This window comes from Ornithinimicrobium pulveris, assembly GCF_050261105.1.
In the GTDB taxonomy this organism is placed as follows: domain Bacteria; phylum Actinomycetota; class Actinomycetes; order Actinomycetales; family Dermatophilaceae; genus Ornithinicoccus.
The window spans coordinates 2,046,465-2,059,084 of sequence record NZ_CP189837.1 but is presented as its reverse complement, the minus strand read 5'-3'; the positions used below and the strand labels follow the sequence as shown (position 1 = coordinate 2,059,084).

General features: G+C 69.9%; 15 protein-coding genes. 6 read left to right on the top strand and 9 right to left on the bottom strand.

Annotation, left to right across the window (positions count from 1 at the left end; translation table 11 throughout):
• Positions 1 to 38 precede the first annotated feature (38 nt).
• Together ACQBAT_RS09575 and recO are read left to right on the top strand one after the other, a co-directional pair.
• Positions 39 to 674, top strand: a complete 636-nt coding sequence (locus ACQBAT_RS09575) for an alpha-ketoglutarate-dependent dioxygenase AlkB (RefSeq protein ID WP_420748103.1) — start codon at positions 39 to 41, stop codon at positions 672 to 674.
• 36 nt (positions 675 to 710) lie between these two features.
• Complete coding sequence (recO, locus tag ACQBAT_RS09570; protein ID WP_420748104.1) at positions 711 to 1,442, top strand: DNA repair protein RecO; 732 nt, start codon at positions 711 to 713, stop codon at positions 1,440 to 1,442.
• Here recO and ACQBAT_RS09565 read toward each other — a convergent pair whose 3' ends face one another.
• The gene (locus ACQBAT_RS09565) at positions 1,443 to 1,772 is read right to left on the bottom strand and encodes a hypothetical protein (protein ID WP_420748105.1); all 330 of its coding nucleotides are present in this window, start codon (positions 1,770 to 1,772) and stop codon (positions 1,443 to 1,445) included.
• A 129-nt stretch (positions 1,773 to 1,901) separates the two neighbouring features.
• On the opposite strand from ACQBAT_RS09565, the gene ACQBAT_RS09560 reads away from it, so the two are divergent.
• Complete coding sequence (locus ACQBAT_RS09560; protein WP_420748106.1) at positions 1,902 to 2,702, top strand: isoprenyl transferase; 801 nt, start codon at positions 1,902 to 1,904, stop codon at positions 2,700 to 2,702.
• Here the strand turns inward: ACQBAT_RS09560 and ACQBAT_RS09555 are convergent.
• The 7 genes from ACQBAT_RS09555 to ACQBAT_RS09525 form a co-directional block, all read right to left on the bottom strand.
• Positions 2,699 to 3,343 (bottom strand): GNAT family N-acetyltransferase, encoded by a 645-nt coding sequence (locus ACQBAT_RS09555; protein WP_420748107.1) that lies wholly within the window; start codon positions 3,341 to 3,343, stop codon positions 2,699 to 2,701. The genes ACQBAT_RS09560 and ACQBAT_RS09555 overlap by 4 nt on opposite strands.
• Before the next feature lie 44 nt (positions 3,344 to 3,387).
• Positions 3,388 to 5,382, bottom strand: a complete 1,995-nt coding sequence (locus ACQBAT_RS09550) for an acyltransferase family protein (protein ID WP_427197676.1) — start codon at positions 5,380 to 5,382, stop codon at positions 3,388 to 3,390.
• Between the two features lie 65 nt (positions 5,383 to 5,447).
• Positions 5,448 to 5,837, bottom strand: a complete 390-nt coding sequence (locus tag ACQBAT_RS09545) for a Fur family transcriptional regulator (RefSeq protein ID WP_420748109.1) — start codon at positions 5,835 to 5,837, stop codon at positions 5,448 to 5,450.
• Entirely contained in the window at positions 5,834 to 6,811 is a 978-nt protein-coding gene (locus tag ACQBAT_RS09540) for a metal ABC transporter permease (RefSeq protein WP_420748110.1), read from the bottom strand. Before ACQBAT_RS09540 ends, ACQBAT_RS09545 begins: the two co-directional genes overlap by 4 nt.
• A complete protein-coding gene (locus ACQBAT_RS09535) occupies positions 6,808 to 7,542 on the bottom strand; it encodes a metal ABC transporter ATP-binding protein (protein WP_420748111.1) in 735 nt (244 codons plus the stop codon). The genes ACQBAT_RS09540 and ACQBAT_RS09535 overlap by 4 nt, the downstream gene beginning before the upstream one ends.
• Entirely contained in the window at positions 7,539 to 8,552 is a 1,014-nt protein-coding gene (locus ACQBAT_RS09530) for a metal ABC transporter substrate-binding protein (RefSeq protein WP_420748112.1), read from the bottom strand. The genes ACQBAT_RS09535 and ACQBAT_RS09530 overlap by 4 nt, the downstream gene beginning before the upstream one ends.
• A gap of 37 nt (positions 8,553 to 8,589) precedes the next feature.
• Complete coding sequence (locus ACQBAT_RS09525) at positions 8,590 to 8,919, bottom strand: DUF6703 family protein (RefSeq protein ID WP_420748113.1); 330 nt, start codon at positions 8,917 to 8,919, stop codon at positions 8,590 to 8,592.
• A 55-nt stretch (positions 8,920 to 8,974) separates the two neighbouring features.
• Here ACQBAT_RS09525 and ACQBAT_RS09520 point away from each other — a divergent pair, with 55 nt between their 5' ends.
• The gene (locus tag ACQBAT_RS09520; protein WP_420748114.1) at positions 8,975 to 10,375 is read left to right on the top strand and encodes a glycine--tRNA ligase; all 1,401 of its coding nucleotides are present in this window, start codon (positions 8,975 to 8,977) and stop codon (positions 10,373 to 10,375) included.
• 116 nt (positions 10,376 to 10,491) lie between these two features.
• Positions 10,492 to 10,872, top strand: a complete 381-nt coding sequence (locus ACQBAT_RS09515) for a hypothetical protein (RefSeq protein ID WP_420748115.1) — start codon at positions 10,492 to 10,494, stop codon at positions 10,870 to 10,872.
• Between the two features lie 150 nt (positions 10,873 to 11,022).
• On the opposite strand, the gene ACQBAT_RS09510 is transcribed toward ACQBAT_RS09515, so the two are convergent.
• On the bottom strand, positions 11,023 to 11,634 hold the full coding sequence (locus ACQBAT_RS09510) for a LysE/ArgO family amino acid transporter (RefSeq protein WP_420748116.1): 612 nt from the start codon (positions 11,632 to 11,634) through the stop codon (positions 11,023 to 11,025).
• A gap of 80 nt (positions 11,635 to 11,714) precedes the next feature.
• On the opposite strand from ACQBAT_RS09510, the gene ACQBAT_RS09505 reads away from it, so the two are divergent.
• On the top strand, positions 11,715 to 12,614 hold the full coding sequence (locus ACQBAT_RS09505) for a LysR family transcriptional regulator ArgP (RefSeq protein WP_420748117.1): 900 nt from the start codon (positions 11,715 to 11,717) through the stop codon (positions 12,612 to 12,614).
• Positions 12,615 to 12,620: the final 6 nt, after the last annotated feature.

Sequence of the window (12,620 nt, the reverse complement as noted above, 5' to 3'; positions counted from 1 at the left end):
CACTTGCGCAATCCGAACGCATGTCGCACGATGGTGACATGCTGCTGCAGGGATCACTGCTGGACCAGGTCGACGAGATCGGCGTGCGCACGCTGGGTGGGGCGGTGCGGCGCACCACCCTCGACCACGGCGCCTGGATCGATGTCCGCCCGGGCTGGGTCACCGGCTCGGACGAGCTGTTCTCCCGGCTGTGCCTGGGTGGGCCGGCGCGGGTGGAGTGGCACGGCGAGGAGCGTCAGATGTGGGACAAGCAGGTGACCACGCCCAGGCTGCTGCGCTTCTATCGCGAGGGTGAGCGGCTCCCCGACCCCGTGCTCGAGCAGGCGCGGCGTGATCTGAATGCCCACTACCGCCCGGAGCTCAAAGAGCCCTTTGTCACGGCTGGCATGTGCCTCTACCGCGACGGCCGCGACAGCGTCGCCTGGCACGGTGACCGGCACGGGCGCAGCAGCCGCGAAGACACCATGGTGGCGATCGTCAGCCTCGGCGCTCCGCGTGCCCTCCTGCTCCGACCGCGCGGAGGTGGGGAGAGCATCCGGCACGTCCTGGGCCACGGTGACCTGCTCGTGATGGGTGGCTCCTGCCAGCGCACCTGGGACCACTGCGTGCCCAAGACCCAGCAGGCGGTCGGGCCGCGGATCAGCATCCAGTTCCGGACCCGCGGGGTGCGTTGAGCCCGCGCCGTCCGCTGCGGTGGGAGAATGCCTCCCATGCCCACCTACCGCGAAGCAGCCATCGTGCTGCGCACGCACAAGCTGGGTGAGGCCGACCGGATCGTCACGCTCCTCACCCGCGGTCGCGGCAAGGTGCGCGCCGTGGCCAAGGGGGTGCGCCGGACCAAGAGCAAGTTCGGCGCCCGGCTGGAGCCGGGGATGGTCGTGGACGTCCAGTGCTATGAGGGCCGCAACCTCGACACCATCACCCAGGCCGATGGACTGGCTGCCTATGGGGAGGCGATCGCGCGCGACTATCCCGCCTTCACCGCCGCCAACGTCATGCTCGAGACGTGCGAACAACTCACCGAGGAGGGCGAGGCCGCGGTCCGACACTTCACTCTCCTGGCTGGGGGCCTGTCGGCGCTCGCGTCGGGGGAGCATGAGGCGCGCCTGGTCCTGGACTCCTATCTCGTGCGCGCCCTGGCGATCGCCGGCTGGCGGGCCAGTTTCACCGACTGTGCCCGGTGCGGGATGAGTGGTCCGCACCGCGCCTTCCACGTCCCCTCCGGTGGTTCGGTCTGTCCCGTATGCCGTCCGCCCGGCTCAAGCGCGCCCGCGCCGGAGACGCTGGACCTGCTGCGTGCGCTCTTCCTGGGGGAGTGGGTGATCGCCGACGCCAGCCAGCGCCGACACCGCAGCGAGGCCAGCGGGCTGGTCGCGGCCTATCTGCAGTGGCACCTGGAGCGAGGGGTCCGCTCGTTGCGGCACCTGGAGCGGATCACCTGATCAGGGAGTGTTGAGCTGCTCCAGCAACTCGTCCTGCTGATAGGTGCAGGGCAGGTCGATGCTGAAGGTGATCGGGTTCTCACGGCCGCTGTCAGCCATCTCGTACCCCACCCCACTGGCGCGCAGGTGGGTGCCGTCGTAGTCGACCTCCAGGGCTGGACCACGGGAGGGATCGGTGTTGGCGTGGAAGCTGCGGAACTCGCCGTCCTCCTCCCAGGTCGAGGTCAGGACCGGCAGGTCGTCCTCGGCCACGTCGGGCGCGACGTAGAGGAAGCCGGCGGTGTCGGTGATCCTGGTGGCGGATGCGGAGACACGCTGTTCGGAGCACATCAGGGTGAGATCAGCGGCGGTGCGCTCGATGAGGCCATCGATCTCGAACCTGCCCGCGGGGGTGGCCGAGGGATCGGTGGTCGCCTCTGCGCCAGGCTCGCCCAGCAGCCCTCCTCCTAGACTGCTCGGGTGTCCACCCGCTCCACCCGCCGTGTGCCGACTGCCCCGACCCCGCATCCTTCCGGGGCCCGACCGCCGGCGATCCCGCGAGAGTTCATCCCGCAGCACGTGGCGATCGTGATGGACGGCAACGGCCGGTGGGCCAACCAGCGTGGGCTCAAGCGCACCCAGGGGCACGAGGCGGGGGAGGCCTCCCTGCTCGACGTCATCGCCGGTGGTATCGAGATCGGCGTGAAGTGCATCAGCGCCTATGCCTTCTCCACCGAGAACTGGCGGCGCAGCCCCGATGAAGTTCGCTTCCTGATGGGCTTCAACCGCGATGTCATCCACCGCCGGCGCGACGAACTCGACTCCTGGGGCGTGCGGGTCGTGTGGTCGGGGCGCACGCCGCGGCTGTGGAAGTCGGTGATCTCCGAGCTGCAGGATGCCGAGCGGCGGACACGAGGCAACGACGTGATCACCCTGAACTTCTGCGTGAACTACGGCGGTCGCGCGGAGATCGCGGACGCGGTGCGGGCGATCGGTGAGGATGTGAAGGCCGGACGGCTCAAGCCCGGCGGCATCGACGAACGCACCATCGGCCGCTACCTGTACCACCCCGAGGTGCCGGACGTGGACCTCTTCGTGCGCAGCTCGGGCGAGCAACGCACCTCCAACTTCCTGCTGTGGCAGGCGGCCTATGCCGAGATGGTCTTCCAGGACGTGCTCTGGCCGGACTATGACCGTCGCGACCTGTGGGCTGCGATCGAGCAGTACGCCTCGCGGGACCGCCGCTACGGCGGTGCCGTGGATAGGCCGAGTGATACCTAGCTGTTGAGGGTAGGACGAGGGTGCTGGCGCAGCGATCGCAGGTAGCGGCGGCACTGGTGCACCCGGGCGAAGCGCGCACGCCATACCTCCGGGTCCTCGTCGGGACCGTGGAAGAAGCCCTTGACCGGGGCTCCCAGACCGAAGGGCGCGGCGAAGCCCTCGCCGCCGGCGGGATCCGCACGATTTTCGTCCCCACCGAGGTAGACGTGCAGATAGGTCTGGTCGACAGAGAACCCCTGGGACTCATACCAGGCACAGGTGCCGGGATCTTCCCGGGTCCAGGCATCGAGCCAGCCGACGTCCCGGGACTCCATGATGGTGAGGGCGGAGTCGAGGAGCGCTGCGGCGATTCTGGCGCGTTGGTGATCGGGGTGGACGGCGATGGTGTCGATGGTCGCGACGGGATCACCGTCTTCCTGCCAGAGCTCGACGTCGAGGATCCCTGTGACCTCCTCGTCGCCGGGCGTCCTCATGCCGTCGGGCTTGGGGCGCACCGCTACGAGCCGGATCGCGTCACCCTCGAAGAGGGTGCGCACGGTCTTGACGTCGTCGAAATAGGTGGTGGTCAGAAAGGACAGCGTCCGGCAGCGCAGCCAGGAGGCTTCGTCACTGTCGGCGTAGTCCCGGATCGTCACGTCCATGATGCCGCGACCCTAGGTCGGACGGGAAGCTGCCCACATCTGGTTTAGGGCGCGTAGAGGTAGGGCGCCTCTGCTCTCAGGGCGGCGTCGAGGGCGGGGGCCAGGGTGCGGGCGTAGGAGGCCGACAGGTGGGAGTGGTCGAAGTAGACGATGATGTTGCCGATCACGGCGGGGCACACCTCTGCGGTGCAGACAGCATCCGTGAGGTCGAGGAGCGAGACGTTGTCGGGGACCATTGCGGGAGTCATCGGTGACGTCGGTGCCGCCTGACGCGGGGTGTCGCAGCGCCGCGGGTCGTTCGGATGCTGCTCGAGGCAATCGGGGACCCGCTCCTTCATCCGGAAGATGTCTCGCACCGCGACGACCGGGATGCCCTCCTCGCCCAGCTGCTCCCAGGCCTCGATGAACCCCTTCGACGCCCTCTCCGGATCCCCGTCCCCGGTGGTTGAGGTGGCGATCGTGAAGACAGCGTCGGGGTCCAGCTCGCGCAACGTCTCGATCGCGTTGCGGTTCCATTCCTGGCACGAGGCGGTGGTCGGCCAATCCGTGGAACGGGGGAACTGGCCGGTGTTGGTGGTGAGCTGGCAGCCCGCCTTCACCATCACCAGAACGCGCCACCGGTGCTCGGCAGCGAGCACGCGCCAGGCGGGCTCCCACATCGCGCCGTGGGAACCTCCGGTGATCACGATCGTGCGGGTGGGGTCGGGGATCTCCTCGCCGGGCGGCTCGGGGCAGACGATGGCCTCGGCGAAGTCGGGGCTGTCGGTCGCCGGCTGCCAGCATCCCTGGGCGTCGTGCTGCGGTTTGTCGCCGGACGCCAACTCCGGGGGCACCAGGAAGGGGGCCTCGGGCACCGGCCCAAAGCCCGGCTCCAGGGCGAGCGCCCCGGGGTGACTCGCGGAGATGGCTTCCCTCGCGGCCGCGATCTCACGCTCCTGCCCGGCCTGCACCCAGCGGGCCGCGCCGAGCAGCGAACCGGCCAGCAGCGCCAGGGCCGTGACGCCGGCCAGGGCGGTGATGTGCGGAGCGGGCCAGCGAAGGGGTGGCGCGGTGGGACGCTCCACGAGGCGCAGGGTCAGATCAGCCAGGAGCAGCGAGGCCAGGATGACGGCGGCGGACAGGACCAGATCGCCCGCCGGGCGGTGGGTCAGGTTGAGCGCGGTGATGAGCAGCGGCCAGTGCCACAGGTACAGGGCGTAGGAGCGATCACCCAGCCAGCGGGCGGGAGGTGTGGACAGGAGCTGGTCGGCGCTGCCCCGGACACCCGTGTCCCCGGCGACCAGGATGAGCAGGAGGCCACCGACCGGCCAGAGGGCCCAGAGGCCCGGGAAGAGCTGGGCACCATCCAGCACGAATCCGCAGCTGATGATCAGGGCCAGGCCCAGCCAGCCCAGCGCGACCCGCAGATCACGGGGGAGATGACCCTGCAGCGAGGGAAGCGCCAGCGCCAGCAGACCGGGCAGCGCCAGCTCCCACAGCCGGCCGCCGGTGTGGAGGTAGGCGATCGCCTGGTCGTGAGCGCGCAACTGGAGGGCGTACACCAGGGAGAGCGCGACGACGGCGGCGATCCCGGCCGCCACCACCAGCACCCGCCGGACGCGAAGCAGCCTGGCCAACCACCAGCACAACCCCAACACCAGCGGCCAGAGCAGGTAGAACTGGCCCTGCACAGACAACGACCAGAAGTGCTGGAGCGGGCTGGCCTCCACGCCCGCGGCCTCGTAGGCCAGCTGGGAATCGATGAGCTCGAAGTTCTCCCGGTAGAGCAGGGTCGCCGCCGTCTCCCGCCACGTCTGCAGGCGGGCCGAGGACGGGAACCACCACAGGCTGCCGACGAGCACAAAGGCCAGCACCGGCAGGACCGGAGGGACGAGCCGTCGGACCAGGCGGGCCAGATAGGCCGAGATATCAAAACTGCCAGCATCCAGTCGCCGCAGGATCAGACCGGTGAACAGGAATCCGGAGATCGCCAGGAAGACGTCGATGCCGCCGGAGACCCGCCCGGCGCCGACGACATGGAAGAGCACGACGAGCAGCACGGCGACGCCCCGGAGGCCGTGCAGGCCCTCGAGGCGTCCGGTCGACGTGCGGCTGGAGGGCGGCGCTACCCGCTCGCGGTGCAGTCCTGGCAGGACCCGAACACCTCCAAGGTGTGCTCCACCTCGGTGAAGCCGTGCTGGGCGGCGACGGCATCGGTCCACCGCTCCACGGCCGGGCCTTCGATCTCGACGGTGCGGCCGCAGTCCCGGCACACCAGGTGGTGGTGGTGGCCCGTGGAGCAGCGCCGGTAGACCGCCTCACCCTCGTCGGTGCGCAGGGTGTCGATCTCGCCGGCCGCCGCCAGGTTGGCCAGGGTGCGGTAGACCGTCGCGAGCCCCACCTTGGCGCCGGACGTGCGCAGGGTCGCGTGCAGGTCCTGGGCGCTGGTGAAGTCGTCGGTGGCATCCAGCGCGTCGATCACGGCGGCCTGCTGTCGGGTCGGCTTCCTGCTCAACGGTGTGCCTCCTCGGCGTGCTCGTCGTAGTGGCCCTCGTGCGCGGCGTGGCGGTGTCCATCATGCAGGTAGTCCACGTGGTCACCGTGCAGCACCGCCTCGTGCCCACAGCCCGGACCGTGCTCGTGGGGATGGCGTTCAGCATGCCGGTGCCGAGCGCGGGAGAGCGCCCGCCACCCCGCGCCGCCGAGCGCGGCGACGGCGAACAGCGCGATCGCGAGCAGCACGATGGTGCCGCCCGAGGCGGTGTCGGCGTAGTAGGAGGTCACCACTCCACCGACCGAGGACAGCACCCCGATCAGCACCGCCCACCACGACGCCGACCGGAAACTGCCGGCGAACTGCTGGGCCGCGGCGTTGGGGATGATCATCAGGGCGCTGATCAGCAGCAGGCCGATGACCCGCATCGCCACCACCACCGTCACAGCGGTCAGCACGGCGAGCACGATGTTCAGCGCGAGGACGGGCAGGCCCGAGGCACGGGCATACTCCTCGTCGCCGGCGACCGCGAACAGTCGCTGTCGCAGCACCAGAACCACGCCGACGATGACTGCGGAGAGGATCGCGAAGGTGATGACGTCGCTTCGCGAGGTGGTGGTGATCGCCCCGAAGAGGAAGCCGGTGAGGTTGCCGGTCTGGGCGCCCTCGGCCCGGTTGATGATCACCACACCCGCGGCGATGCCGCCGTAGAACATCAGCGCCAGGGCGACGTCCCCGGAGGTCCGACCCCTGGCGCGGATCAGCTCGATGGCGATCCCGGCAAGGATCGCGGCCACGAGGGCCGCCCACACCGGGCTGCTCTGCGTCACGACACCGATGGCCACCCCCGCCAGGGCCACGTGGCCCAGCCCGTCGCCGACGAGTGACAGGCGCCGCTGCACCAGGAAGATGCCGACCATCGGGGCGGCGAGCCCGACGACGAGGGCGGCGAGGAGCGCGTTGCGCATGAACTCCAGCGCCAGCATCTCGCTCATGCTGCCCCCCGACCGGCCGAGCGGGCCTGCTCGGCCTGGTGCACGGCATACCCCTCGGGGGCGCCGTCGTAGGTCAGATGGCCGAGCTCGACCTCCAGGATCCGGTCCACGACACCGCGGAGGGCGGCGAGCTCGTGCGTGACCACGAGCATGGTGGTGCCGACCTCGCCGAGCTGCTGCAGGACGCCGGCGAGGACACCCTGGCTGGCCTGGTCGACCCCGGCGGTGGGTTCGTCCATGATCAGCACGTCGGGTCGGGCGACCAGCGCGCGGGCGATGAGGACGCGCCGTTGCTGCCCCCCGGAGAGGGTGTCGACGTCGAAGCGGGCCCGGTCGGCCAGGCCTACTGTCTCCAGGGCGGCCTCGACTGCTGCCCGTTCGGCGCGGCCGGCCGGTCGCCACCAGGGGCGCCGGGCGAGCAGGCCGGTGGCCACGACCTCGGTGACGGTGGCCCGCACCCCGCCGACGAGGGTATGCCGTTGCGGGACGTAGCCGACCCGGGTCCGGTCGCGCAGTCGGTCCAGGGGGGTGCCCAGGATCGAGGCCTCGCCGGACAGGTGCTCGGAGAGCCCGAGGAGGCCCTTGACCAGGGTCGTCTTGCCGGAGCCATTGGGACCGAGCACCGCGAGCACCTCGCCGCGCGCGACCTGCAGATCGACGTCGGTGACGACCGGGCGGCCCTGGTAGCCGAAGCTGGCGCGATGCAGGTCGATGACAGGCTGGCCACTCACGAGCAGCCCAGCCCGGTGCGCAGCGATTCCAGGTTGGCGCGCATGACCTCAAGGTAGTCCGAGCCGGCGGAGTCAGGGGTGAGCCCTTCGAGCGGGTCGAGGATCGCCACCTGGGTGCCCGTCTCCTGCGCCACGGTCCGGGCGATGTCCTCCGGGAGATTGGGCTCGGCGTAGATCGTCGTGACGTCCAGGGCGCGCACCTGTGCGCTCACCTCGGCGAGGCGTGCGGGGGAGGGCTCGGCGTCGGGGGAGATGCCGGTGATCCCCAGCTGGTGCAGGTCGTAGCGGTGGGCGAGGTAGCCGAACGCCTCGTGGGTGGCGACCAGGTCCCGGGTCTCACAGGTGGCCAGGCCCTCCTGGAACTCCTCGTCGAGCTCCTCGAGGTCGGCGATGAGGTCATCGGCGTTGGCTCTGTAGAGCTGCGCGTTGTCCGGGTCGATCGCGCCCAACTGGTCGGCGATGGCCACGGCCACCTGACCGTAGCGCTGCGTGTCCAGCCAGAAGTGCGGGTCCTCAGGGCCATGGTCGTGCCCAGCGTGCTCGTCGTCGTGGTCAGCGTGCTCGTCGTCGTGATCGTGTCCGCTGTGCTCGCTCTCGCTTTCGCCAAGCTCCAGCAGGTCGGCCGCACCGCTGACGTCGAGGGCGTGGCCGGCTGCCTGGGTGTCCACCGCCTGGTCGACGGCGGCCTGTAGGCCGGCGGAGTAGATCACCAGGTCAGCCGCGCCGATGTGCCCCACGACTCGCGGCGTCAGCTCGACGTCGTGTGGGTCGGCGCCGGGGGAGGTCAGCGTGGAGATCTCGGCGTGCTCGCCCGCGATCCGGGTGGCGAGGTACTCCAGCGGGTAGATGCTGGTGATCACCTCGAGCGTCTCGCCCCCAGCCGCTGCGGTCCCCGCTCCAGCACCCTCACCCGAACCGGTGTCATCCCCACCGCCGCCGCAGGCGGTGAGCAGGAGCGCGGTGGCCAGTGCTGCTCCGGTGAGGGGTGCGCGACGGGGGAGAAAGGACATGCCCCGAGAATGGGCGAAAATGAGAATGATTGTCAAATCATCCGCGGGGCACCAACTGCACGATCGCGACCACCAGGAACAGCAGGAGGACGGCTGAGCGCATCAGCCGCTCGACGCCGGACAGCCGCGGCCAGGACAGGTAGAACAGCCACAGGATGAACAGCAGCGCCACGCCGACCAGCACCCAGCCTGCCGGGCCACCCAGGAAGCCGCCCCCGATGAGCAGCAGCAGGAGCACCAGGAAGGGCAGCCAGACCGGCAGTTTCGCCAGCGCCTCCAGCGCCGGCCGGGACGCAGACTCGATCTGTCGACGCAGCGGTCCCGGCTCGGTGGTGGATTGGGCGGGGGGCTGTTGCGGGGTGGACACCCGATCAGCCTAATGGGGCGTGGTGACTGCTCCGGCGGGACGTAGAATGGGGCGCATGGCCCCCACTTCTACCGTCGATACGGTCGTGTCCCTGTGCAAGCGTCGTGGTTTCGTCTTCCCGTGCGGCGAGATCTACGGGGGAACGCGCTCGGCCTGGGACTACGGCCCCCTGGGCGTGGCGCTGAAGGAGAACATCAAGCGGCAGTGGTGGCGCTCGATGGTCCAGTCCCGTGACGACGTCGTCGGTCTGGACTCCTCGATCATCCTGCCGCGCCAGGTCTGGGTGGCCTCGGGGCACGTCGGCGAGTTCTCCGACCCGCTCACCGAGTGCCAGTCCTGCCACAAGCGCTTCCGCGTGGACCACATGCAGGAGGCGGTCGCGGACAAGGCCGCCAAGAAGGGCAAGGAGATCGACCCCGACAGCGTCTCGCTGGATGAGATCACCTGCCCCAACTGCGGCAACAAGGCCTGGACCGAGCCGCGCGAGTTCAACATGATGCTCAAGACCTACCTCGGCGTCATCGAGGACGAGTCCGGCCTGCACTACCTGCGCCCGGAGACCGCGCAGGGCATCTTCGTCAACTTCGCCAACGTGATGGGCGCCGCTCGCAAGAAGCCGCCCTTCGGCATCGCCCAGACCGGCAAGAGCTTCCGTAACGAGATCACGCCGGGCAACTTCATCTTCCGCACCCGCGAGTTCGAGCAGATGGAGATGGAGTTCTTCGTCAAGCCGGGTGAGGACGAGGAGTGGTTCGAGTACTGGGTCAAGGAGCGCACCGACTGGTATGTCGACCTCGGCATCTCCCCGGACAACCTGCGCCACTTCGAGCACCCGGCCGAGAAGCTGTCGCACTACTCCAAGCGGACCGTCGACATCGAGTACCGCTTCAACTTCACCGGCAGCGAGTGGGGTGAGCTGGAGGGCATCGCCAACCGCACCGACTTCGACCTGTCGACGCACAGCGAGCACTCCGGTCAGGACCTGAGCTATTACGACCAGGCCTCGGGCGAGCGCTACACCCCCTATGTCATCGAGCCGGCGGCCGGCCTGTCGCGCTCGCTGATGACCTTCCTGGTCGAGGCCTACACCGAGGACGAGGCGCCCAACGCCAAGGGCGGTGTCGACAAGCGCACCGTGCTGCGGCTGGACCCGCGCCTGGCCCCGATGAAGGTCGCGGTGCTGCCGCTGTCCCGCAATGCTGACCTCACCCCCAAGGCCAAGGACTTGGCCGCCCAACTGCGCCGCAACTGGATGGTCGACTTCGATGACGCGGGCGCGATCGGTCGCCGCTACCGCCGTCAGGACGAGATCGGCACGCCCTTCTGCGTGACCGTGGACTTCGACACCCTTGAGGACCACGCGGTCACCGTCCGCGAGCGCGACAGCATGAGCCAGGAGCGCGTCTCCCTGGACCAGGTGGAGGGCTACCTGGCGCAGCGCCTGATCGGCTGCTGAGCCCAGCTCCTCCTTGCCCTGCCGACGGCGCCCCTGACGTGCAACGTCAGGGGCGCCTCGCCGCGTCTAGCGGATGTCGCGGGCCGCTCGGGCCCGCCGGAGCAGAGGGTGGAAGCATGAATGTTCGACGTCACCGGGGCGGGTCCGGAGCCAGGATGGTGGGTGTGGCGTGGGCCGGGGTGACCCTGGTCCTCACCCTGGGTCCGGACCAGGTCGAGGGCCTGCCATCGTCGGCCTCTATCGATGACATCCTGCTGGCGGTCGAGGGCGAGCTCGGGACGGCCCGGCAGGTGGTGCGCACCTCGTTGACCTGTGACGGTGCCGCGGACGCCGACACCTACCTCTGGGACGGGTTCTCGCTGACGCACGCCCCAGGTGATGTGCGCTGGCAGATCGACGACGGACCGCTCCGGCAGGTGTCGTTGCCGCATGGGGTGGGGCTGGGCACCGCAGAAGCCGACCTGCGCGCCGACAACCACGTGGTCGAGAGACCATGACCGGTGGTGGGTGGCCGGTCCTCACCCTGCAGAACGGGCTGTCCGTCACCCTGGACCCCTCGACCCGGCGGATCGCCTCGGTCGCCAGCGAGTACGTGCCCGTCTGCTGAGCACGGCCCGATGGGGGGCGGTCACTCCGAGGTGGGGGAGTCAGGTGCTGACGAGCAGGCCGACGCCGATGGAGATCATCACGATCGCGATCAGGGCATCCAGGAACTGCCAGGCGCGGGCCCGGGCGAACAGGGGAGCGAGGCGGCGAGCGCCGAAGCCGAGGGTGGAGAACCACAGCGCGCTGCCCGTCACCATCCCGCCCCAGAACCACCAGCGCCCATCGATGCCGTGGCTGTTGGCGATGCTGCCGATCAGGGTCACATCCAGGTAGACGTGCGGGTTGAGCAGCGTCAGCGCCGCCATCGTGGCCAGGGAGCGGCGTACCGACGTCACGCCTGCCCCGCTCGCGGTCAGCACGTCGCCGGGGTTCAGCGCCCGCCAGGCGGCGTGCAGGCCGTAACCGATGACGAACAACCCGCCACCCCATCTGGCCACGGTCAGGAAGGCCGGCCACGCGGTCACCACCGCGCCGACCCCCACCACCGCGAGCGCCGCGAGCAGCGTGTCGGCCAGGGTGCAGAAGAGCACCAGCGGGGCGACCGGGGCGCGGCGCAGTCCCTGGCGCAGCAGATAGGCGTTCTGCGCGCCGATGGCGATGATGAGACCGAGGCCGGTGAGCAGCCCGGTGGCGAAGATCGTGGTGGTGTTCACACCATCGACGGTAGGGCTCGGAAGCCGTTCCCAACGCATCAGAATGATGAAGGATTCTGGAGAACCATTAGCCTGACTTCATGAACATCGACCCCGTCGCCCTGCAGACGTTGAGCGCCGTGGTCCGTGAGCGGACCTTCGAGCGGGCAGCGGCCCGGCTGCACATCACCCCGTCGGCAGTCTCCCAACGGATCAAGGCCCTGGAGCAGTCAGTCGGGCAGGTGGTGGTCGGACGGACCAAGCCGATCACGCCGACCCCGGCGGGCGACGTCCTGCTCCGCCTGGCCGGGCACTGGGACCTGCTCGTCCACGACGCCCTGGCCGAGCTGGTCCCGCAGACGGGGGACACGGCATACCCCCTCGTGCCCATCGTGGTGAACGCGGACTCGTTGTCCTCCTGGATCCTGCCGGCGCTCGCCCGCGCCCAGGAGGAGCTGGGGGTGACCCTCGAGGTAATCCGCGAGGATGAGGAGCACGCCTCGGAGCTGGTGCGCTCCGGCGCGGCGCTCGCCGCGGTCACCGCCGATCCCCGGGTGGTGGCGGGCTGTCGACTGACCAGGTTGGGCGCGCTGCGTTACGTGGCGGTCTGCACACCCGCCTTCAAGGAGCGGTGGCTGCCCCGGGGCGCCCGCGCCGCCGACCTGGACCGGGCGCCGATGGTGCGCTTCGACCGCAAGGACACCATGCAGCACCGGGTGGCCCGGCGCTGGGTCCGGCGCGATATCGACCCGCCCGCGACCTTCATCGGCTCGTCGCGGGAGTTCGCCGAGGCGATCCGGCTGGGGATGGGCTGGGGGATGGTGCCGTGGGAGTGGGCGGCGACGGAGCTGGCCGCTGGCACCCTGGTCCGGGTGGCCAGCTCCTCCGCGGCAGCACACGACGTCCCCTTGCACTGGCTCGCCTGGAAACTGCCCTCCCGCACGCTCGACGTGCTCACCCGGTGCATCACGCAGGAGGCGGAGTCCGCCCTGCTCAGGTGAGACACT

Bases quoted from the DNA above. Each gene is read 5' to 3' on its own strand.
- ACQBAT_RS09575 (WP_420748103.1), top strand. From the start codon at position 39: ATGCTGCTGCAGGGATCACTGCTGGACCAGGTCGACGAGATCGGCGTG.
- recO (WP_420748104.1), top strand. From the start codon at position 711: ATGCCCACCTACCGCGAAGCAGCCATCGTGCTGCGCACGCACAAGCTG.
- ACQBAT_RS09565 (WP_420748105.1), bottom strand. From the start codon at position 1,772: ATGTGCTCCGAACAGCGTGTCTCCGCATCCGCCACCAGGATCACCGAC.
- ACQBAT_RS09555 (WP_420748107.1), bottom strand. From the start codon at position 3,343: ATGGACGTGACGATCCGGGACTACGCCGACAGTGACGAAGCCTCCTGG.
- ACQBAT_RS09540 (WP_420748110.1), bottom strand. From the start codon at position 6,811: ATGAGCGAGATGCTGGCGCTGGAGTTCATGCGCAACGCGCTCCTCGCC.
- ACQBAT_RS09530 (WP_420748112.1), bottom strand. From the start codon at position 8,552: ATGTCCTTTCTCCCCCGTCGCGCACCCCTCACCGGAGCAGCACTGGCC.
- ACQBAT_RS09520 (WP_420748114.1), top strand. From the start codon at position 8,975: ATGGCCCCCACTTCTACCGTCGATACGGTCGTGTCCCTGTGCAAGCGT.
- ACQBAT_RS09515 (WP_420748115.1), top strand. From the start codon at position 10,492: ATGAATGTTCGACGTCACCGGGGCGGGTCCGGAGCCAGGATGGTGGGT.
- ACQBAT_RS09505 (WP_420748117.1), top strand. From the start codon at position 11,715: ATGAACATCGACCCCGTCGCCCTGCAGACGTTGAGCGCCGTGGTCCGT.